The 20055-nt window shown below is 64.8% G+C and carries 15 protein-coding genes and 4 pseudogenes; 10 read left to right on the forward strand and 9 right to left on the reverse strand.

Annotation, left to right across the window (positions count from 1 at the left end; translation table 11 throughout):
* Window positions 1-12: 12 nt before the first annotated feature.
* Complete coding sequence (locus OG456_RS37740; RefSeq protein WP_266569639.1) at window positions 13-567, forward strand: hypothetical protein; 555 nt, start codon at window positions 13-15, stop codon at window positions 565-567.
* A gap of 113 nt (window positions 568-680) precedes the next feature.
* Here OG456_RS37740 and OG456_RS37745 read toward each other — a convergent pair whose 3' ends face one another.
* Window positions 681-1571: a S41 family peptidase gene (locus OG456_RS37745; protein ID WP_266569640.1), complete on the reverse strand. Its 891-nt coding sequence runs from the start codon at window positions 1569-1571 to the stop codon at window positions 681-683.
* A 195-nt stretch (window positions 1572-1766) separates the two neighbouring features.
* Between OG456_RS37745 and OG456_RS37750 the strand changes: the two genes are divergently transcribed.
* Window positions 1767-2390: a hypothetical protein gene (locus OG456_RS37750; protein WP_266569641.1), complete on the forward strand. Its 624-nt coding sequence runs from the start codon at window positions 1767-1769 to the stop codon at window positions 2388-2390.
* On the opposite strand, the gene OG456_RS37755 is transcribed toward OG456_RS37750, so the two are convergent.
* From OG456_RS37755 to OG456_RS37770, 4 genes are all read right to left on the reverse strand, one after another.
* Window positions 2377-3552: an ISAs1 family transposase gene (locus OG456_RS37755; RefSeq protein ID WP_266569642.1), complete on the reverse strand. Its 1176-nt coding sequence runs from the start codon at window positions 3550-3552 to the stop codon at window positions 2377-2379. The two genes, OG456_RS37750 and OG456_RS37755, sit on opposite strands and share 14 nt — an antisense overlap.
* Before the next feature lie 393 nt (window positions 3553-3945).
* The gene (locus OG456_RS37760) at window positions 3946-6048 is read right to left on the reverse strand and encodes a hypothetical protein (protein WP_266569643.1); all 2103 of its coding nucleotides are present in this window, start codon (window positions 6046-6048) and stop codon (window positions 3946-3948) included.
* Window positions 6049-6079: 31 nt separating this feature from the next.
* Window positions 6080-8050 (reverse strand): ATP-binding protein, encoded by a 1971-nt coding sequence (locus tag OG456_RS37765; RefSeq protein WP_266569644.1) that lies wholly within the window; start codon window positions 8048-8050, stop codon window positions 6080-6082.
* On the reverse strand, window positions 8047-8757 hold the full coding sequence (locus tag OG456_RS37770) for a hypothetical protein (RefSeq protein ID WP_266569645.1): 711 nt from the start codon (window positions 8755-8757) through the stop codon (window positions 8047-8049). Before OG456_RS37770 ends, OG456_RS37765 begins: the two co-directional genes overlap by 4 nt.
* A 401-nt stretch (window positions 8758-9158) precedes the next feature.
* Between OG456_RS37770 and OG456_RS37775 the strand changes: the two are divergent.
* Window positions 9159-9725: pseudogene (locus OG456_RS37775) on the forward strand (NAD-dependent DNA ligase LigA); the annotation flags it as partial.
* Window positions 9726-10113: 388 nt separating this feature from the next.
* Window positions 10114-11475, forward strand: coding sequence for a PIN domain-containing protein (locus OG456_RS37780; protein ID WP_266569646.1), 1362 nt, complete (start codon window positions 10114-10116; stop codon window positions 11473-11475).
* Between the two features lie 592 nt (window positions 11476-12067).
* Here OG456_RS37780 and OG456_RS37785 read toward each other — a convergent pair.
* A pseudogene (locus OG456_RS37785) lies at window positions 12068-12342 on the reverse strand (helix-turn-helix domain-containing protein).
* A 203-nt stretch (window positions 12343-12545) separates the two neighbouring features.
* On the opposite strand from OG456_RS37785, the gene OG456_RS37790 reads away from it, so the two are divergent.
* The 4 genes and pseudogenes from OG456_RS37790 to OG456_RS37805 all read left to right on the forward strand — a co-directional run.
* Window positions 12546-13715, forward strand: a complete 1170-nt coding sequence (locus OG456_RS37790) for a hypothetical protein (protein ID WP_266569647.1) — start codon at window positions 12546-12548, stop codon at window positions 13713-13715.
* Entirely contained in the window at window positions 13661-14665 is a 1005-nt protein-coding gene (locus OG456_RS37795) for a hypothetical protein (RefSeq protein WP_266569648.1), read from the forward strand. Before OG456_RS37790 ends, OG456_RS37795 begins: the two co-directional genes overlap by 55 nt.
* Window positions 14666-15024: 359 nt before the next feature.
* Entirely contained in the window at window positions 15025-16200 is a 1176-nt protein-coding gene (locus tag OG456_RS37800; RefSeq protein WP_266569649.1) for an ISAs1 family transposase, read from the forward strand.
* Window positions 16201-16280: 80 nt separating this feature from the next.
* Window positions 16281-16831, forward strand: a pseudogene (locus tag OG456_RS37805) (IS5 family transposase); the annotation flags it as partial.
* Between the two features lie 16 nt (window positions 16832-16847).
* On the opposite strand, the pseudogene OG456_RS37810 reads toward OG456_RS37805, so the two are convergent.
* Window positions 16848-17573: pseudogene (locus tag OG456_RS37810) on the reverse strand (IS110 family transposase); the annotation flags it as partial.
* A gap of 18 nt (window positions 17574-17591) precedes the next feature.
* Entirely contained in the window at window positions 17592-18347 is a 756-nt protein-coding gene (locus OG456_RS37815; RefSeq protein ID WP_266570719.1) for a transposase family protein, read from the reverse strand.
* Window positions 18348-18462: 115 nt separating this feature from the next.
* Between OG456_RS37815 and OG456_RS37820 the strand changes: the two genes are divergently transcribed.
* Both OG456_RS37820 and OG456_RS37825 read left to right on the forward strand, forming a co-directional pair.
* Window positions 18463-18801: a hypothetical protein gene (locus tag OG456_RS37820; protein WP_266569650.1), complete on the forward strand. Its 339-nt coding sequence runs from the start codon at window positions 18463-18465 to the stop codon at window positions 18799-18801.
* 51 nt (window positions 18802-18852) lie between these two features.
* Window positions 18853-19296, forward strand: a complete 444-nt coding sequence (locus OG456_RS37825; RefSeq protein ID WP_266569651.1) for a hypothetical protein — start codon at window positions 18853-18855, stop codon at window positions 19294-19296.
* Window positions 19297-19346: 50 nt separating this feature from the next.
* Here the strand turns inward: OG456_RS37825 and OG456_RS37830 are convergent, their stop codons facing one another.
* Complete coding sequence (locus OG456_RS37830; RefSeq protein ID WP_266569652.1) at window positions 19347-19901, reverse strand: XRE family transcriptional regulator; 555 nt, start codon at window positions 19899-19901, stop codon at window positions 19347-19349.
* Between the last annotated feature and the right edge of the window lie 154 nt (window positions 19902-20055).

The following is a 20055-nucleotide window of genomic DNA, read 5'->3' on the forward strand; positions in this document are numbered from 1 at the left end:
AAGGGGGAGCCTATGCGTGGGCTGTGGTGGGTGGCCGGGGGCGGGTGCGTCCTGGCGGCGTTGGGCGTGGGCCTTTGGCTGGGATTCATGGACGAGGGGCATCCGTTCGGTGACGCGCGGGCCTGCGAAGGGAGCGATGTTCCGTTGCAGCAGGAGCTCGATGTCATACGCCTTGCTCTCCCCGCTGGTGCCGAAAATGTCCACTACGTCACGCACTCTGCGGCGGCGGCCGGAGGTGTCCGGCTGGCTGTGGCGTTCCGCAGCACCTCGCAGGCGATGCAGGCGTATCTGCGGGAGAACAAGATCGTGACGGAGGGGCAGCGCAACCTCGACGACGGACGGTTCGAGCTTGGTGACGTCGGTGCCGCCCCGTCGAGTCTCGGGCTGTGTGGGAATGTTGCTCAAATCCAGGCGCCCGCCGTCCTCATCGACAAGCAGCGCGAGGCGCTGGACGGGCAGGAAGAGGTCGTCGACATCGCTCTCCAGCTGAACCCCGCCGATATGGCGGGCAGCATCCGACCCACGACGAGCGTCCTACTCACGGTCACGGAGAGCTCGCGGCCGTGAGGAGAGCCGACGTCAGCGGCATCGGCAAGTACGCCGACGCCCGACCAGCCCGGTTCTTGCCCTCGCGTTGATCGGGTCGAAGGGCCGCTGCGGTGGCCGCATCCTCCGGTCGGCTACGCTCCGCGTCGCAGTGCGTCTTTGTGTGCCGTCGCGAGCGCCTGCTCTGAGGTGGCGGCTAGGTCGGGCACAACGCCCACGCCCTCCCAGTTGGTCCCGGTGACGGTGCTGATCGTCCGGGCGGTCGGCACGGTGACGGTGATGTGTTCCGTCACCGTGTGCCGGGCGGTCGGGTGAGCACCACCGTGGGTCGTTTCGCCAACGAGAACAGCTCGCCCGTGCGCCTGCAGGGTGTACGCCACGTCCTCCCCGCCCGAGAAGGTGATGGCACTGGTGAGTACGTACACCGGGCGCTCGAGGTAGCGCGGCGCGGGCAGATGCGAGGCGGTCCAGTACTGGCGGGTGGAGCCGGTGGAGCGCTCGTAGACGTCGTTGAGGTGCACCTGGTCGTCAGGAAAGAAGTAGCTGCACCACATGGCGGCGCCCTCGGGTGAGCCACCGCGGCACTCACGCAGATCGAGGATGAGCGCACTGGTGTGGGCGGCCAGTTCCATGGCCGCACCGATCGCGCGGGCACCCTCGCCGGCGTCGGCGATCCGCCGGATGTCGAGATGGCCGATGTTGCCCTCGAGGTGCTCGAAGCGACGGACGCCCTGGTTCTCGGCCCTTAGCATTGCGAGGAAGGCTGCCCGGCCTTCATCCTCGTCCGCCGGATCCGTGGACTGGGGCTCATCCTGCCAGAGCAGCCTCAGATGCTTGTCCGGGCAGACCTCCTGCAGGTGGGCGGTCACGGCCGCGCAGAGTGCGGGGCCGCTCAGCGTGTTGTACGTCCCAGCGGCGAGCCGGCTCCGGATTGCGCCGTTGATCTCCACGGCTCGCTGGGGGAAGACGTATCCGGCCGTGATCCGGTCCAGGGCCAGGCCGACTATCTCTGCGTTGGTAGGCATGGCTGAGAAGCATAAGCTCCTGGCCACGACAGGCACCCGAATTAATTCACGGACTGTCAGTGCTCCTTCAGCAATTATCATTTCCAGCTTCGGTTCGGCGAGGGCGGACGTGCGCTTTCCCGTGGAGGATGGGAGAGGACGTACTGAGTAGGAGAACTCATGTGCGTCAGGAGGCGGGCTGGCAGGCTCCGCGGCATGACAAGTGGCAGAGGGGCGCTGACGGCCCTTCATCTCTTTCTGGTCTGGGCGACGATGGCGGCCGCGGGGCCTGTGCTCGGCTTCGAGTTGGTGGTGACGGCCTGGGGCGGCGGTGCCGGGGCAGCGGTGCCGGTCCTGGCCTTGGGTGTGCCGCTGATGGTGGGCCTGCTGGCCATGGCGGGCATGCCGGCGAGGACCGTGGTGCCGCTGTGTGGCTCGGTGCGCCGACGGCTCGGCTGGGCTGCCGTGGTCTTCGCCCTCGGCACGCTCGGCGTCCTGGCAGGCCTGGCCGCCTACGGCGGGGACGTAGACCTGGGCAGTGCCGGCACCCGGGTCGCGCTGACGGGGGTGCCATACGCCGTCGCCGCGGCGTTCTTCGTGCCAAGCCGGTGGGTACGGCTCGGGGCGGTGGCAGTGCTCGCGGCCGGCGTGGTCTACGGGAGCTGCATCGGCCCGGGGCAGGCACAGCAGCGCCGACACGCGGCGGAGATCGCGCGCTACCGGGAGCATCCGGAACTGCTCTATCTGGGCGCTGTGCCGCCTGGAATGCGGATATCCCGTGCCGTGGTCGGGCCCGCCTACTTCAGCGTCGAATACCAGGGCTTGATCAAGTTCCGTTGAGGTCGGGCTTGTAGGTGATGCCCACGATGGGGAGGGCTCGTTCGGGTTGGTCGCGGATGGCGCGAGTGGTCTTGGCGATGTTGGTCGCTCCGAGGGCTTTGAGGGCTCCGATTGCGAGGTTGCGGAGGGCTGCCATGACGCGGGGTGCGTTGCCGGCGTGGACGGTGGAGGCATCTTCGGCGAAGGTACGGTCGCGGATGTGGTGCTGGGCTTCCACGATCCAGTGTCCGCGCAGGTGGGAGGCGAGTTCGGCCGGTTTCGCCTGGTGGGCGTCGAGGCTGGTGACCGCGTAGACGGTCTCGCGGGTTTCCTTCCTGCCGGTTGCTTTGCGGCGGCGGTGGACGCGGAGGGCGAGCTTCGCGTGGGGGAAGGCGATGCCGCCGAGGTTGTCGGCGATGGCGAGAGTCTTGACCGAGCGGGACTCGCGGCGGCCGTGTCCCTTGTTCGAGGCGGTGTGCTGGATGGCCACCGCGTGCCAGTCCAGACCGTCCAGCTGGGCCCAGGCGGTGGGCTGATTGGGCTTGATCACGGCCACGTAATGCGCCTTCTTGGTCTCCACCAGCCAGGCGACATTGGCCTTCACGGAGTGCAGCGCGTCGAAGCTGACCACGTCTCCGTCCAGGTCGAGCGGTGCAAGCAGGGGCTGGAAGTGCCGTGTCTCGTTGGTCTTGGACCCGACCTCGGCCTGGGCGAGGGTGACCGGGCGGCCGTGGGTGACGGCGGACAGCAGGTGGCGGCGGGGCCGGCTCAGACGGGCGGAGCCGCGCAGTGCCTTGCCGTCCACAGCGATCACCCGTCGTCTGCCCGGGGCTGCGGCGGTATGGCGGTGAGCCAGCCAGGCTCCGACGGCCGCATCGAGTGCGTCGGCGTCGAGGCGCTCGAGGACCCTCCCGATCGCCGATCTGGACGGTGCATGCCGCCAGTGCAGCAGGTGACGGCGCACGTCGAGCGCGGCGAGCAGCCCGGCGTCGGCACGGGCGCCCCACTCGGCGAGCTCGTCGATGGTCCGGGCTCCTGAGACCGCGGCGGCCGCGCAGACCAGCAGGATTGAGGCCAACGAGTACCAACGGCCCCGCCGGGAGCGAGGATCGGGCACCGCCTCCAGGAAGAACCGCAGGTCAGCCACGTCGTCCGGGTTGAGCGGACCCAACTTGGCCAACACGGCAGGGATCGGGGGAAGATGAGACAGCGGACACGGTAACCCTCTTGATCACTCGGCTAGACACCTGAATGATCACGGATTCCGTGTCCGCTCTGTCATCCACCCCAACCCGCAGCATCCTCACGCCAGTTGGGCGAACCCGGGAACTTGCGCAAGCCCTGTCCGTGAGGACGGTGCGGACGCGCTGGACACTCTCCTGGTGGTGGAGGTCCCCACGCCGGTGTGGCAGCGCGTGGTCCACGGCGAGCGTGGATCCGGCAGTGCTCTGCTGATGTAGAAGCGCTCGCCCCAGGTGGCCTCGCCGGGATAGACCCAGGGGCACAGCGCCTGGATGAGTCCGGCGCCGCCGGCAGAGCATCCGCGAGTCGCCCGAGAGGACTGGCCAACTCCGCGCTATGAAAACTCGCTTGGGGTAAAGCGGTTCCCGGTGACGATCCCCGCGACAACGGCACGATCAACGGAAGCGCCTGGCGGCCGGTGCGAGGTCACCCAGGCGAGCTCGTCCACTCGAAGGCTGCCGGCTTTGGTCTTCTCCGTCAGGTCGAGCACCAGCAGCTGTCCGAACGGGACGTTGGTGTTGCTGTACTCGGCTGCCTGCGCCAGGTATTTCCCTTGCAGATAGTCTCGATCACTGTTCGTGGGGTTCTTCTTAATCTCTGTCAGGTATTGGAGGGGTCCGAAGCTGACGAGGACATCGGCTCGGCCGAGTGCTTGGTTGATGGCCTCGACCTGGGCCAAAGCACCCAGCTGCCCAGTGCGCAGCCACTGGAAGAAATGCTGTTGGAGGTCGTTCTCCACGGGGACCGCATCGCCGTCGGCCTTGTTGTAGCGTCGTCGGTAGTCCCGGATCCGGATCTTCTTGTTGTTGGTGTCGAAGCGGCCCTCGCCGAACGCGGTGGCGGTATCCAGATCGGCTGCTGCTTTGAGGAACAGCAAGGTCTGCTCGACCAGAAGAGAGAACGTGCGACGTGTCTCGCCGGTGAAGTCGGGGAAGACGCTCAGCTGTGCCAGGAACCGATTGAGCAAGGGCACCACGACGGGATCGGAGTTTCGCAGCCGGGCGAGGTCCTCGGTGTGAGTGAGGCCGTCGATCACAACCAGGGCTTCATCGCTGATGTTGCGCGCGAGGGCGGAAGCGAAGTCGATTCCGAGCTTCCTAACGGTGGTGGGCGCAAATCTGTAGGCGCGTTCTACGTCGTTCTCCGAGGGGCCGCTCTCATCTGCGCCGTCCCCGGCAGGTGTGTGGGCTTCGCGGTCGGTCTGCGCCGCCGCGGAGGCCATACGGCGATCGATGTTGGCCACCAGGACCGCGGCAGTGGGGTGGTCGAAGCCGGTCCCGGGGTGCTGTTCGGGTGCTGACGCGGCTCGGCGCAGCTGAGCTAGCAGCGCCTGGCGTCGCAGGAAGGAGTCTTCTACTGCAGGCTCGACCAGCAGGGCGAGGCCTGACCCGTCTTGACTGCCCAGGGGACACACCGTGCGGGACGCGCTGTAGGCACTCAGGACATCGTCCAGGGCAGCCCACGGCTCCATCCAGACATCTTCCAGCAGGAGTTCCGCGGCACGGTGCAGGCGCAGGACGAGCCGCCCCCAGGCCACTTCCGCTGCGAGTTGGGGCTGCAGCCACGCGGGTTGATGCATGCCCCAGTGCCCTGCGTCCCTGTGTTGCAGCGCCGTGTCCAGGCGCGCCGCCGCCGCGGCGACTGCCGTCGCGTCCCCGGTGGTGAAGGCGAGGACGGCGTCGCAGACGGCGGCGTAGGCCTGGGCGTCGTGGCGGGCTTCCTCCGCGGCCTCGGCCGTGTTGAACCATTCCCGGGCGGTGGTGATGTGCTCACTGACCTTGTCCAACGACTGCGCGGACAGAGCGGATCGCAGATGGTCACAACCGAGTTCTACGAAGGCATCGACGTCGCTGGCTTCGTCAGCGGCGAGCAGCATGAGCAGAGAGCGCACGGTCTCGGTGATGAGCTGTTCGTCCTGGGACCAGCAGTCCAGGGCGAGACCGAGAATGCGCGGAAGACGCTCAAGGAAGTCCTCCGGACTGTGTGCGTCCAGCTCTTCGAGGATGCCCCACACCTTTATGGGGCTCACCATCTTGGAAACGGCGAGCCGGACTGCTCCCTCCAGCCGCGCGGCCGCCAAAAGCGGCACGGACTGAACTGCCTCGTACAGGCCTGTCAGGAGGGCTCCGTTGAGGGGCTTGGCCAGAGCCTTCGCCGTGTTCGTACTGCCGAGCAGTTTCTCCAGGGCCGAGGTCAGGTGCAGGACGCTGAGCTGCCGGGCAAAGCCAGTGGAGAACTGTGCCGCCGCATGGTCCCATGCCCGATCGTCGTGGTCGAAGGCGTGGGTGATGGCCTCAGCGAGCAGTGGCGCGTAGGGGCCGGACGCGACCTCTGCGACTTCACCGTGCACGACGGTTTCGGGCAGACCCACAGCGTCGAAGGTGATCATCTGGCCGGTGCCCGCCAGATCGCTCAATCGGCCGGCGAGCTGCGTCATGTCCACCCTCCCTCCGGCGGCGTTTTCACCGTCACCACAACGGTTTGCCTGCTGCGGCTTCCAGTATGTGATCGTCTCGGAGCACGTCGTGGGCCAACGCCGAGTCTGCCGTAGTGATCAGCACCTGGAGGTCGGATTCCGCCGCCAGGATGAACAGCTCCCGCAGCAGGGTGTGGGCATCCAGGTCCTGGACCTCCTCGGCCTTGGGGCTGTCGATCAGGAGCAGACCAGGATGCGTGGAGATCCCGTGCCCGGCTCCTACCCGCAGCAGGGCAATCACCACAGCGATGCGCAGGCGCAGCCGCTCACCCGCGCTCTGCTTTCCGAACCAGTCCTTGACGCCGCCGTCCTTGACGACCCTCAGCCGTGCCGCGCGGTCGATCTCCACTGCTTCCAGAGAGGTGATGCCGAACCTGCGTCCGAGCTGCAAAATCTCCTTGTTGACCTCCGCGAAGAGGACGGAAGCCGCGCTCTTGCTGTCATCTTCGAGTACCTGGGTGCCGGCCCCAAGGACCTTGATAGTCGTCGCCTCGACCGGGTCTTCGGTCACCGCCGGAAGCTGCGGGAACACCGATAGCGCACCCTCCAGCCGCAACACCGCTTCCTGCGCCAGCAACCGCTCCGGCAGCTGTGTGACGGCGCGAGCGCTTCGCAGCCGGTCCTCGACGGCCGCCAGGTCGTTGGTGAGGCGGGTAAGGGCCGTCTCCGCCTCCTCCAGCGCCTCGTGTGCTTCGTCCTCCGCGATGACGGACTCGAACAGCCGCTGGCTGGCTTCGTCGGTGACTTCCTCAGGCGTCTCGTCGTCCCCCGCGACAGGGCGCAAACACACGGCGCACGCGTGAGTGTCCCGTTCATCGGACTTGCGGTCTTCAGCGATCTCCTGATCGCACCGGGGACAGGCCTTGGGGTCCAGACCGTGAAAGAGGACACGAGCCGTGGCACTCTCGGTGACATCGTTGAGGATCTTTGCATCGCGCTGCCGCTGCTTGCGGGCCCTGCGGTGCACTTGCATCAACTCCTCCCACGATTCCTGGGAGTTGGCGACCCGGCGGGCCAGTGCGGCCGCCTCTGCGGCCAGCTCGGCGAGCGACTTGCCGTCGTCCGCCGGACCAAGGGCCGCAAGTCGCGCGCGAGCCGTGCCCAAGTCGGCCTCGACTTGTTCCCGCTCGGCCCGGCGTGCGCTCACCGCCTCTTCCGCCGCGACCCGACGGTTCTTGTACGCGGCGGTGCGTACGTCGTAGGCAGTCTTGACGCGGGTCAGGGTCGCCGCAGCCGGCAAATCTAGGAACACCTGCAAGAGCCGGCCCGGCAGACCGCTCATGGTCTGGTCCCCCAGCAGCGCCTTGTCCCCGCCTGCGGGCAGGTAGACCGATCCGTAGTACGACGGCCAGCCATGCGTCTGGGTACTGGTCTCGTTGAAGGTGTTGACCAGGGGCTGCAGGTCGAGCCGGTCCATCATGAGGGCCTGGACCTGGCTGGCGAAGCTGACCGAGCTGTTGGCCCTGACCGCGGGCGTAATATCGCGCGCCGAGTCGGGCGTACGAACGGCCTCCAGCGCCTGGACGTCTGGAGACGTCAGAACGACAGCGGAAGTGATCTCCCCCTCCATGAGGTCGAGCCGGAAGCCCATCGGCTGCCCCGCGACAATAACGTCGAGATCCAACTCGCTCAGCCAGTGCTGCACTCCGGCCTGAAGGCCCCGCGGAACACCGCGCAGGCACCAGGTAATCAGCTCCAGGACACTGGTCTTGCCCTTCAGGTTCGCGGCCACCAGGGCAGTGAGGCCCGAGGAGAAGCGCAAGGTCGTGTCAAAGACACCGGGATCAAGGCTTCCTGTGCGTACGCCTGATATCCGCAGCCGATGCAGCCGAAGCCCCCGCGGCCGGGCCGGCGTGTTCACCAGCGGAAGACCGTACGTGTTGAAGACGTCTCGGACGTTCTCGACGGTCGCACCCGAAACAACGGCGATCCTGGACTCCAGCGACGCCTCAGTGCCCTTCACGATTCCCTTGCCCCCACACTGTTCATCTCTGCCTGAGCTCGCAATCTGTCCAGTCGCTGCCGTGCCTGTGTGCTCACGGAACCGATCCGTGTGCCACGCGCCGTCTCGGCGTACTCGCGCTGCAGATACTGCCGGGCCTTCAAGTCGCTGCCCCCCAGCCCATCGGCGAGGGCGATGACCAAGGCGACCCTGTCGACGTAGTACTTGAATTCGGGCGCGGCGCTCACGATGTCGTGCACGATATGCTGGCCGGCGCTCAGCAGGTAATAGTCGTGCTGGCGGACGCGGTTGACAGTGCCCCGGCGCCGACGGACCACAAGACCAGCACTCCGCAGGACGGCGAGGGCGTCGTCCAGTGGCTCGTAAGCGCCGAAGTGGTGGCGCAGCATGGGGTAGCGGCGGACCTCCGGCTCCTCGGAGTCCAGAATCCTGCCGGCCCACCGCAGGAGCCCTGGCTCCTGGCTGCTCTCATAGTCAGTGAGCAGCTCATCAGCCAGGTAGTCCGGATTGCGGAGCCAAAAGTCCAGCTTCTGTAGCCTCACTTGCGTCCGGACAACGCCCACCGCGTCCTTGAGCCCCGGGTCGGCGAGGTCGGCTCCAGTCGGAGTCTCGCTCGCCCCGTTGATCAGCAGCAGAATCCGTACGGCGTCTTGCTCCCGGCTTGTGACGGGGGTGTCGTCCTGCGATGCAGCAGCCTGATCGTCCACCGGACCAAGGTATCCTTCACCGATCGATCAGGGAGCCCCTCGAGCCTTCTTGGTGAGCTCCCCGGCCCGGTGCTGCGTTCGCCGCCCTCCGATGCCCGGGTCTGCGGCGAGGTCTTCTGCGCTGACGAAGCCACGTCCTTCCGGCGCCAACGTTCCGACGCCTTGATCCCCATTCCCAGTAACACATCAGGGGCGCAGCTCGGTTAGCCGCCATCGAACTCGTTGCGCACGCTCGCGGACAATCCGGCCTGAAGTCGCCACTCATGCTCATCCAAGCGTCTCAGCCGCCGCTATCTCGATTGGTTCCCCAGGAGTTGGCCGACTCCGCCTAACCTCCAGACCAGTCACCTGGCTAGCGTCAGGTCGAATGTCTCATGAGACATGCTGAGCGCGAAGAACAGGCCCAGTTCGAGCACGCCAACGAGGTGCGTACGGAGCACGGCGGCGCCCCCTTCGCCAACCCGAGGAACGCCGCTGCGGGCACACTCAGGGCCAAGGAGCGCGCCTACACGGTGCCGATGACCTTCTTCGCGTACGGCCTGCTGCCCCTGCCCGGCACGTCGGCCGAGCACGCCGAGGCGTTGCGCTCACTGGCCCACGGCGAACTGATGGACCGCGCGGCCACCCTCGGCGTCAACACACCGGCCACGACGGCCGTTTCGGGACTCACCGTCGACACCGTCGAGGAGGTGCTCGCGCGAGTCGAGCACATCGCGGGCCTGCGCGCCGAGCTGCCGTTCGGCATCGACGGGATCGTCGTCAAGGCGGACCTCGCGGCCGATCAGGCGGCCGCCGGATCGGGCACGCGCGCCCCGCGCTGGGCCATCGCCTTCAAGCTGCCGGCCGTCGAGAAGATCACCCGCCTCCTCGACGTCGAGTGGAACGTCGGCCGTACGGGCATCATCGCCCCGCGCGCCGTCCTCGAACCCGTCGACATCGACGGCAGCACGGTCACGTACGCCACCCTCCTTCCGTCGGGGAGCGCGGCTCTGCGTGGCTGAATGAGTCTCAATAAGTGCAGCTCAGATGCCCTACGGGTCGGAGGCTATCGAGTGCAACAGGTGTCGTGCAAGCGTGTCGCAGATCTTGTGACGCTAGCGCTATGACCAGAAGGGTTCGCCGGTAAGCCCGCGTCATCCGCTGCTGTGGACGCACGACGGAGGACCGCAGCTCGTACTCGGTCGTACTCGCGCGTCTGGCAACGCAGCGAGATGCCGTGCCGGCGTCGAGGGCCGGTGAACCTTCCGGTCACAGGTCTAGATCCACATGCACGGCCAACTTGCGCCATTGCGGCCCCTGGCGTCAGCCCGACGGACATGATGGGAGAGACACGCAATAGCGGAGGGGACGAGACCCATGTCCGGGGACAACAGCGACGGAACCACCTCACGGGGCCTGTTCGACGGTTACGAGGGGTACCGAACGCCGACGGCAGCTGACTACGAACGATTGATGAAGAGCGGGTTGATCGTCCTCGATACCAATGTACTGCTCGACCTTTATCGTATGAATCACCGAGTTCGTGCGGACATGCTCACTGTTCTCGACAGCCTTCAGGATCGACTCTGGATCCCGCACCAGGTCATCGAAGAGTTCTGGCGTAACCAGCAGCAGGACGGGTTGCTTGGACACCACATAGATCGCGCTAGTCAGGCCAAGCAGACTCTGACAAAAGCCCGTGAGAGTATCCGTCAGGCAATCAATCGTTGGGCGAAAGAAGTCCACCTCAGCGAAGATGCGCCCATACGCGGGAAGTTGGAAGAAGGCAGCGCGGGACTCGACTCGGCGATCGAGTCCCTCTCCGATTTGATCGATGAACAGGCCAGTAGTGATGAAGTACCTGGATCGGCAGACACAAACAGAGATCCGGTGATCCAGGGATTGGAGTCGCTTCTGCAGGGTCGCATCGGGGCCCCCATGCCTGACGCGGATCGGGACGAGGCCATTGCCACAGCTAAGTCCCGTGCGGCGATAAAGCAACCGCCAGGTTTCCGGGATTTCGAAGAGGGTAAGCCTGACCCAGCGGCGGCTGGCGACTATCTCGTCTGGGTCCAATTGATGGAGGAGGCAAAGCGGCGCGGGATCGATGCTCTGTTCGTCACCAGGGACTTGAAGGAGGACTGGTGGCGAAACTCTATGAAGGGGATGCCTCGCCAGCCCCGGGTGGAACTCGTAGATGAGATGCGCTCCGTCACCGGACATCAACTGTTCATGATGGAACCGAGTAACCTGATGAAACAGGCCAGAAGCCTGTTTGACTTGGAATCTCGAGTTGACCAGCAATCAGTCACAGCGCTGGAGCAGTTCGAGACTACTGAGTCCGCTGGAGGCGAGCGCTGGGATGAAGCCAACCTTGAGGCTCTGATTGATCTGCTCCTGGAGACGGCAGTGGTCCAAGCTCAGGCAATCCTCGATGCTGCACTCAATGATGGGTTCGTCAGCCGCGAAACAGTCTACGACCTGGGTGGATACGATGCCTCTCGAATGCTTCGAGGGTTCACGCGTCCCGTCAAGACAGCCGCGAGGCGTTTGCAAGACGACGGAGTTTCAACTGGGGATGCCAGTGAGCTACTTAAGGCTGTTTACGATAATGGCGTAGTGGCCACTGGTTTCCGCATCCCCCAGTACACGGTTCCGATCTTGAAGCTCCTTGCTGAGCGCGTTTATGGCGCATCTGACCTTGATCGCGATGCCGAGGGTGTCGACTCTGAGGAGTGAAGCCAGCCTGCGAAAGGTGTGGCCCCAGCGACGGCTGGCCTAACTCCCCCCGCGCGAGGAGTTAGGCCAGCCGTGTCCTCCTAGGCCGACCTGGGTCGAGGATCTCCGGGTCCAAGTGGTAGCAGGCATAACAGATGCGGCCCTCGGGGCGGCGGGCCTCGTTGCGTACGTTCTCGCGGCCGCAGCGGGTGCATATGACCTGCTGGCTCCGGGCGTCGCAGCCTGCAGAGTCGTCCTTGAGGGCGGAGTTGGCGCAGGCCGCTTCGTACCTTCCCGCAGTGCGCGTAACCTGAACGGACCGCGGAGTGCCCGGAGCTTGCAGGACTTCAGTAAGCCGCAGCAGGTCCGGCGGACAGAGCGAACTGCCCGAGGCCAACGCGTCGGGGTGGGCGGCCAGGTGCTCGGCGATCTCCTCAAGGAAGCGTGCGGCCCCTCGCACGGGTACCGACACCGCGGTCACCAGCGCGGCCTCGGCCTCCTGAGGGTTGAGCGCGGGGGCAGGGCCGAGGTGAGGCGGCCGTCGCGGCCTCCATGCGTGCGGCCTGCGCGGCCAGCCGGGCGACGACCGACGGGGCGTTCGGCGCAGGCGCGGTCACAGGTCCTCTGGCCGCCAAATCGAGGTCCGACTCACGGCCGGCAGCGGGCTTGGCGTCTCGCCACCCGTGGTCTTGCGTACCTGTTCGTTGACGACCTGGACCTCGATGAGGTCGTTGGGCTGGCAGTCGAGGAGTCGCGCAGAGCCGCGAGGGTGTCCATCGACATCCGCGCCGGCGGCTGCATGACCAGGCGGAAGACCTGCTCGCGCGAGAGGGTGACGCCCCGTTCGGCCAACAGCGGCACCAGGTCGGCCAGAGAATCGCTAGCCAAGTTTCTTGTGCAGCAGCCGGTTTCAGTACTCGTCCGAGACGCCTGTCGACAAGTCCTACCCAGCTCTGACCGGTACGACGCGAGATTCACTGCGCATCCGCTTGGCTCTGGCTTGACACCCGCAGCCGGTCCTCGTCCACTGGATGGTGAGGGCCATATGCGCTTTGGGGCGCTACTCAGGTCAGTCGATCCAGGTGGGACTCATGAGCCAGAAAATCTGGGTAACCGGAGACCAAACCATCGACTGGGCTTTGATGCCAGACGGACGATATACCACCCGAAGTGCCGATGACCGCCTACACGTGGCGATGAAGCTCTATTGGCATGCCGGAGGGGCTTTTCAACTGGCCTCGCTCAGTAAGGCTGCATTGCACTATGCCGGGCAAGGAACAGCAAGAACCGTTCGGCCTGCACTTTCACTAAAACAAAGGGACATAACGGCCTACGGGAGTAGTTACAATCAATCGTTTTCAGTCCAGCGGGACTATGGGGACGTGAAGCGGGTTGAGCAATTCCTAGGCTTTAGGGGTCACAACACCCAGGTCGAGCCTGGACCTCTAAAGTTTCCATCCCCGCCAAAGAATGGAGACGGTGAAGTCATCCTGATCGATGATGCGGACTTGGGTTTCCGAAATAGCAAGAGCGACTGGACGAAGGTCATCGAACTTGCAGAAACGGACGCCTGTAAATGGGTCCTACTGAAGATCAGCCACGGCATCAAGGACGATCATCGCGATACGCTATGGAATGCTATTCGCCGGCTACTAGGCACAAGCGAAAATCTCAGGAAGAAACTGATTGTTGTCACGGCCGCATCGAGGCTACGTGACGCCGATGCCGAGATCAGCAAAGGCCTTTCCTGGGATCAAGCAGCTGAAGACGTGCTTTACGAGATCGAGAATCACAACAAGCTAACAACGCTTAGAGCATGCCCTCGCCTAATTGTTTCATTTGGACCGAGTGGTGCGATTTTTATCGAGCACGACGAAGCGGGGAGTTTGAAGTGGCGCCTGACGTACAATCGAGAGCTACTAGAAAGAGAGTGGACCAATGCGCACAAGCAAGGCATGATGTTCGGTTATGGCAGCGTGCTTTGCTCTGCCATAGCTTGTGAGCTGGCAACGTCGGGGGATGACCCGGAATTTAATAGAGCAATAAAGCGCGGCCTTATCGCAATGCAGAAGCTTTATAAACAAGGGTTTAAGACTCCCTCAAGTGGGGATCTCGACCGCCAGTTCAGAATCCCTGATGAAATCTTCGAGATCAGTAAAGAAGACCTACTGGACAAGCAGTTATTGAGCCAGCGCACAGCAGGAAGGTGGACTTCCCGCCGATCCTCTCTGCGTCAAGCCTCAATTTCTCTGATCGATTGAAGGTTGCTCTGCAGGGCAAGGACGGACTGCCAAAACACATACCTGTCGGGTGTTTCGGAAAGCTTGTCACGGTCGATCATACGGAGATCGAGTCTCTTCATCAAGTCTACAATTTGATCGACACATACTGCATTGAGGTTCCCCTTAACGAAAATCCGTTGGCAATTTCAGTTTTCGGAGCCCCCGGCTCCGGAAAGGGATTTGCCATCAAGCAGCTCACCGCCCCCTGGATGAGGGCCAATGACGGAGAAAGGAGCACTACTGCGCCTTTGGAATTTAATCTCTCTCAACTTAACACGGCATCTGACCTCGTGGGCGCCCTTCACCAGGTTCGCGATATCGCCCTGGATGGCAAAGTTCCCCTAGTTTTGTGGGATGAATTTGACTCACCCCTCGAAGGTCAGCCATTGGGGTGGCTTCGGTACTTTCTCTCCCCCATACAGGATGGAAAATTCCAGCAGGATGAGGTAACCCACTTGATCGGCCCTTGCATATTCGTATTTGCAGGAGGGACCAGCGAAAACTTCGAAAAATTCAAGCAGGAGGTAAAGCGCCTGGATGCCGAGGGTCGAGGTAGTAAAGGTGAAGACTTCCTAAGCCGGATGCGGGGTAATGTAGATATCCCTGGAGTAAATCCACCGTCTGGGACAAGTAAGCCTGGGCCAACCGTGATGCTTCGCAGAGCCCTTGTCCTCAATTCAATGTTTGACAAATTCAAAATAGCGAATGATGGTGAAAAATTCGAGGTAGAGGAGGGAGTGGTCCAGGCATTCATGGAGGTGAGTAGATACGAGCACGGCGTTCGCTCGATCGAGGCAATTATACGAATGAGTAATCTGCGTGGCCGGGAGCGATACACTCGGGCTTCGCTACCAAGTCTCGAGCAGCTCAAGCTGCATGTCGACGGAGAAGAATTCTTGGAAAAGATGCGAAGTCGTCGTCATAGTTAACGCTGCAAACTTCAAGGGATGTCACACCATTACGAGATGTCTGCCAAGCACGGCGGAATCTGGATGTAAATGGGAATGCGACGTCGTGCGCACGGTCGCAAATATTGATCAGAAACTCAAATGGTTCTCGGCCGCCGAAGTAACCGCGGACGATGTGGGACTGGCGCTGGTCGGCGGAAGAAACGGCGGGTCTCAGCGCAGGGCTTGCGCAAGTTCCCGGGTTCGCCCAACTGGCGTGAGGATGCTGCGGGTTGGGGTGGATGACAGAGCGGACACGGAATCCGTGATCATTCAGGTGTCTAGCCGAGTGATCAAGAGGGTTACCGTGTCCGCTGTCTCATCTTCCCCCGATCCCTGCCGTGTTGGCCAAGTTGGGTCCGCTCAACCCGGACGACGTGGCTGACCTGCGGTTCTTCCTGGAGGCGGTGCCCGATCCTCGCTCCCGGCGGGGCCGTTGGTACTCGTTGGCCTCAATCCTGCTGGTCTGCGCGGCCGCCGCGGTCTCAGGAGCCCGGACCATCGACGAGCTCGCCGAGTGGGGCGCCCGTGCCGACGCCGGGCTGCTCGCCGCGCTCGACGTGCGCCGTCACCTGCTGCACTGGCGGCATGCACCGTCCAGATCGGCGATCGGGAGGGTCCTCGAGCGCCTCGACGCCGACGCACTCGATGCGGCCGTCGGAGCCTGGCTGGCTCACCGCCATACCGCCGCAGCCCCGGGCAGACGACGGGTGATCGCTGTGGACGGCAAGGCACTGCGCGGCTCCGCCCGTCTGAGCCGGCCCCGCCGCCACCTGCTGTCCGCCGTCACCCACGGCCGCCCGGTCACCCTCGCCCAGGCCGAGGTCGGGTCCAAGACCAACGAGACACGGCACTTCCAGCCCCTGCTTGCACCGCTCGACCTGGACGCAGACGTGGTCACCTTCGACGCGCTGCACTCCGTGAAGGCCAATGTCGCCTGGCTGGTGGAGACCAAGAAGGCGCATTACGTGGCCGTGATCAAGCCCAATCAGCCCACCGCCTGGGCCCAGCTGGACGGTCTGGACTGGCACGCGGTGGCCATCCAGCACACCGCCTCGAACAAGGGACACGGCCGCCGCGAGTCCCGCTCGGTCAAGACTCTCGCCATCGCCGACAACCTCGGCGGCATCGCCTTCCCCCACGCGAAGCTCGCCCTCCGCGTCCACCGCCGCCGCAAAGCAACCGGCAGGAAGGAAACCCGCGAGACCGTCTACGCGGTCACCAGCCTCGACGCCCACCAGGCGAAACCGGCCGAACTCGCCTCCCACCTGCGCGGACACTGGATCGTGGAAGCCCAGCACCACATCCGCGACCGTACCTTCGCCGAAGATGCCTCCACCGTCCACGCCGGCAACGCACCCCGCGTCATGGCAGCCCTCCGCAACCTCGCAATCGGAGCCCTCAAAGCCCTCGGAGCGACCAACATCGCCAAGACCACTCGCGCCATCCGCGACCAACCCGAACGAGCCCTCCCCATCCTGGGCATCACCTACAAGCCCGACCTCAACGGAACTTGATCAAGCCCTGGCCTGGGCCACCTACGAGTCCTCCACTGGCAGTCTTTAATCCGCCCATCAAACGGGCCGACATGACCGTTATGGCCGAGGTCACGAACCGGCCAGGCATAGAAGGCCCACGACTACATCGGGGTACGTGGAGTTGGATTGTTCCGGACGGACTGTGGGAGATTGCGGAGCCGCTGATCCCGCCGTCGAGAGTGAGGCCGCAGGGCGGCGGTACGCAGGACACGCCTGATGAGACGCTGTTCGCGGCGATCATCTACGTCCTGGTCAGCGGCTGCGCCTGGCGGGCTCTGCCGCCGTGTTTCGGCATATCGAAGTCGACCGCCCACCGCCGGTTCCTGATCTGGTCCCGGGCAGGTGTGTGGGGCCGGCTGCACGAGGAGATCCTGCACCGACTCGACGACGCCAGCCTGCTCGACCTCTCCCGAGCGGTCCTCGATTCCGCCCATGTGAGGGCGAAAAACGGGGCGAACTCACAGGTCCGAGTCCCGTGGACCGGGGCAAGCCGGGTTCCAAGATGCACGTCTTGTCGGACGCGAACGGACTGCCCCTCGTCGTCGCCGTCTCCGCGGCAAACACCCACGACAGCCTCGCGCTGAAGCCCATGGTCGCAGGTCACCAAACGATTCCCAATGAGGTTGTCAAGCCTGGCTGGTGACCTGCTGTGAGCGTTCAGCCCAGTGCGGCAGGGGGCGGGGGTGCGGTGATCTCGAATGTGTGCGGCCATCGCGTATGAGGGCCCAGATGACGTTCAGGCGTCGTCGTGCGAGGGCGATGATGGCTTGCTTGTGGCTCTTGCCTTCGGCCCTCTTTCGCTCGTAGAACGCCTTTGAGACGGGACAGCACCGGGCGGCGACCATGGCCGACATGTAGAAGACGCGCAGCAGCCTTCGGCAGTAGCGTCGGGGGCGGCGCATGTTCCCGTTGATTCGTCCCGAGTCCTTTGGGACCGGGGCCAGGCCAGCGACACCGGCGAGGCGGTCGGGACTCCCGAAGACGCTCATGTCTCCGCCGGTGTGGGCGATAAATTCGGCGCCCAGGACAGGTCCGATGCCGGGCATGCTCAAGATGGCTGTGGCGTGTGGGTGGTCGCGGAACCGGCTCTCGATCAGGGCGTCGATCTCGGCGATCTCCGCATCGAGGGCCGTCACCTGGCGTGCGAGTTTGGCCACCACTGAGGCGGCCACCTTCTCTCCAGCCACGACGGTGTGCTGGGCCTCGGCGGCCTCGACCGCGGTGGCAGCAACCAGTTGGGAGTTGCGGACCTTGCGGTTCTTCAACCAGGTCGTGAGCCGGTTCTTCCCGATCCGCCGCAGGGCGGCCGGGGTCTGGTAGGTCGTCAGCAACACCAGGGAGGCCTTCGATTCCTTGAGCCTTTTCCAACCTCACGCTGACGCGTGGTGAAGGACGAGAACGGCCTGGACGATCGCGGTGATGCGGTTGGTGCTGCACCGGAGTTTCCGTAGGAGGCGCCAGCCCTTGAGGGTGGCCATGGCCTGCTCGCCGAGGCAGCGGATCTTGGCGTGTGTGCTGTTGTGCCGGCGCTGCCACCGCTTGAGGCGACGGCCGCGGAAGGGTACCCGGATCGAGCCACCGGCGCCCTGATACGCCTTGTCGGCCCAGCACTTGAGGCCCGCCGTAGAAAGTGCGTCGACGATGCGGCGGGTGCGGGCGGCGGTCAGGTCGTGGGTGGAACCGGGCAGCGCTGGCGAGGCCCACAAAAGCCGTCCGAAGGGATCGGTGAGGACCTGGACGTTCATGCCGTGGCGTTTGTGTTTCCCGGAGTAGTACGGGGTGTCGGCGGCGATCCGGTCGATCGGCAGCAGCGTCCCGTCGAGGATCACGAAGGCCAGGCGGCTCGCGGTCCGCATCGCCTCGGCCAGGCTGGGAGCCAGCGCGGCCAGGACCTCTATCGCCTCGCGGACGTAGCGGTAGACCGTCGCGATCCCGATGCCGAACACGGCGGCGAGCTGGGCATAGGTGTCGCCGCATCGCAGATGAGCCAGGACCAGCAGAGCCTGACGGCCCGGCGTGACGCGGCGCCACCGGGTGCCGATCTCGCGACGGCGAACCGTGAGATGCCCAGCGAGGTGGCGCAGGCGGGCACTGGACAGATCGATCGCCGATGGATAGACAAGCACACGAAGCTCCTGGTCGGCACGGGTGATCTTGGTCGTGAACCCGTCTACCAGGAGCTTCATCGGTTCGTACAGGCCGCCAACCTCCAGGCAACGCCGTCAGGTTGGAAAGGGCTCCGTGTCAGACCTCGGTCTCCTTGCCCAACTCACGTCGGCCGCCAACGACACCGACATCCCCGAACGGCTTCAGGACCTCATCCCCTCATCCAGTGGGCCCTCGACCCCCGTCATCGAACAGGAGCCGACCACCGCCGACCATTTCGAAGCCTTCCATTCTGGCATGGGCTTCACCGACGGGGATGCCCGACGGGGGATGCTCACCAAGCAGATCGCCGACATCATCAGGACACAGGACAAACACGAGACAGCCGATGAACTCCTGCGCCGCTACGACCCTCCAGCAGCCTTCACCTCCCACGCGGACGACCAGCCGGAAGAGCCGGAACACCTCAGATGACGCAGATGCCGGCCGAGCACCTGGAGTCCGAGCTCTACTTGAAGGAGAACCATGGACAGCGAGTTGGCCGCATTGACCGCGTCGGGAGCGACCACCCTGGTCTCGCTCATGGTCACCGATTCCTGGACGCACGCCCGCGAGCTCCTGCGGCGGTTCCTCTCACGCAGCGATCCAGGCAACTCCACGATCACCGGCCTGGACGCCGCGCGGGCCCGGCTCCTCACCGCCCAGTCCGCAGGTCATCCGCACCTGGCCCGCGACACCGCCGAACAGTGGGACGCATACCTACGGCATCTACTGGAAGTCCGAGCCGTCTCCGGCGCCGAACTGCGCACCCTCATCACAGGGTTGCAGCACCTCCAGAGCGAAGTGGCGCGGCCGGGCACCGTACACAACAACATCAACGGCGGCGTACAGCACGGCCCAGTCATCCAATCAGGCCGGATCACCGGACTGACCATCCACGCCCACCACCCTGACCCGCCACAGGACTGAGACGTCACCCGGATCACGTCCAGGAGCGCGGGCTATTCCAGACATAGCTGCTACAGATCGAACTCGAGGTGCTCGACGTCCGTGAACCGGACTTCTTCGAGGCTTCCGGCGCGGCGGCCGCCGTCCTGGAAGTAGACCTCCTTGAGCGCTTCGGCCGCGATCTCCTGAAGCTCACGTTCGCTGGCGCCGGCCTCTTGGGCCTCGAAGAGGCGGGCGGAATGGCGGGGTGGCAGGGCGACGGTCAGGTGCCGAATGCGATCCTGGTCGGTGGAACCGATGGCGGTGTAGCCGAGGCGGGCTCGGGTGTCGATGACGATGCCGCCGGTAGTTGCCGCCTTCTTGCGGGCCTTGGCCCGGACCTGGGGCTGCCAGCGGGCTTTCACCTCGCGCTCCAGGCGTGCGGCGAGGTCCGGGCGGGGCTTTTTGATCTGGTCTTTCACATACCATTCGACGGTGCGCTGGGAGATCCGCAGCATCTGGGCGACCGCCTCGGTGCCCTTGTACTGCTTGACCAGGTAGCGCATCTGCGCGGGCGCGCTCTTGGGCGCCGGGCGAGTGAACGCCTTGTGCACCGCGGCGTCCAGGCCGTCCCCGAACATGCTCATCGCCTGCCCACTCCCCTACTCGCCGTTGTCGGCGTCGGTGACGGTGCCGTCCTTGATGTACCGGGCGAGGTTGAGGTCCGGGCGTTGAACCGTTCGCGGACCTCTCCGCCCCACAGGACGGACTGGGTGCCCCCCACCGATCCCACGCTCCACC

The sequence above is a fragment of the Streptomyces sp. NBC_01446 genome, assembly GCF_026340095.1.
Classification (GTDB): domain Bacteria; phylum Actinomycetota; class Actinomycetes; order Streptomycetales; family Streptomycetaceae; genus Streptomyces; species Streptomyces aureus.

Coding starts and splice junctions, on each gene's coding strand:
- OG456_RS37750 (WP_266569641.1), top strand. CDS start 1,767: ATGACAAGTGGCAGAGGGGCGCTGACGGCCCTTCATCTCTTTCTGGTC.
- OG456_RS37790 (WP_266569647.1), top strand. CDS start 12,546: ATGAGCCAGAAAATCTGGGTAACCGGAGACCAAACCATCGACTGGGCT.
- OG456_RS37760 (WP_266569643.1), bottom strand. CDS start 6,048: ATGACGCAGCTCGCCGGCCGATTGAGCGATCTGGCGGGCACCGGCCAG.
- OG456_RS37780 (WP_266569646.1), top strand. CDS start 10,114: ATGTCCGGGGACAACAGCGACGGAACCACCTCACGGGGCCTGTTCGAC.
- OG456_RS37740 (WP_266569639.1), top strand. CDS start 13: ATGCGTGGGCTGTGGTGGGTGGCCGGGGGCGGGTGCGTCCTGGCGGCG.
- OG456_RS37745 (WP_266569640.1), bottom strand. CDS start 1,571: ATGCCTACCAACGCAGAGATAGTCGGCCTGGCCCTGGACCGGATCACG.
- OG456_RS37830 (WP_266569652.1), bottom strand. CDS start 19,901: ATGAGCATGTTCGGGGACGGCCTGGACGCCGCGGTGCACAAGGCGTTC.
- OG456_RS37825 (WP_266569651.1), top strand. CDS start 18,853: ATGGACAGCGAGTTGGCCGCATTGACCGCGTCGGGAGCGACCACCCTG.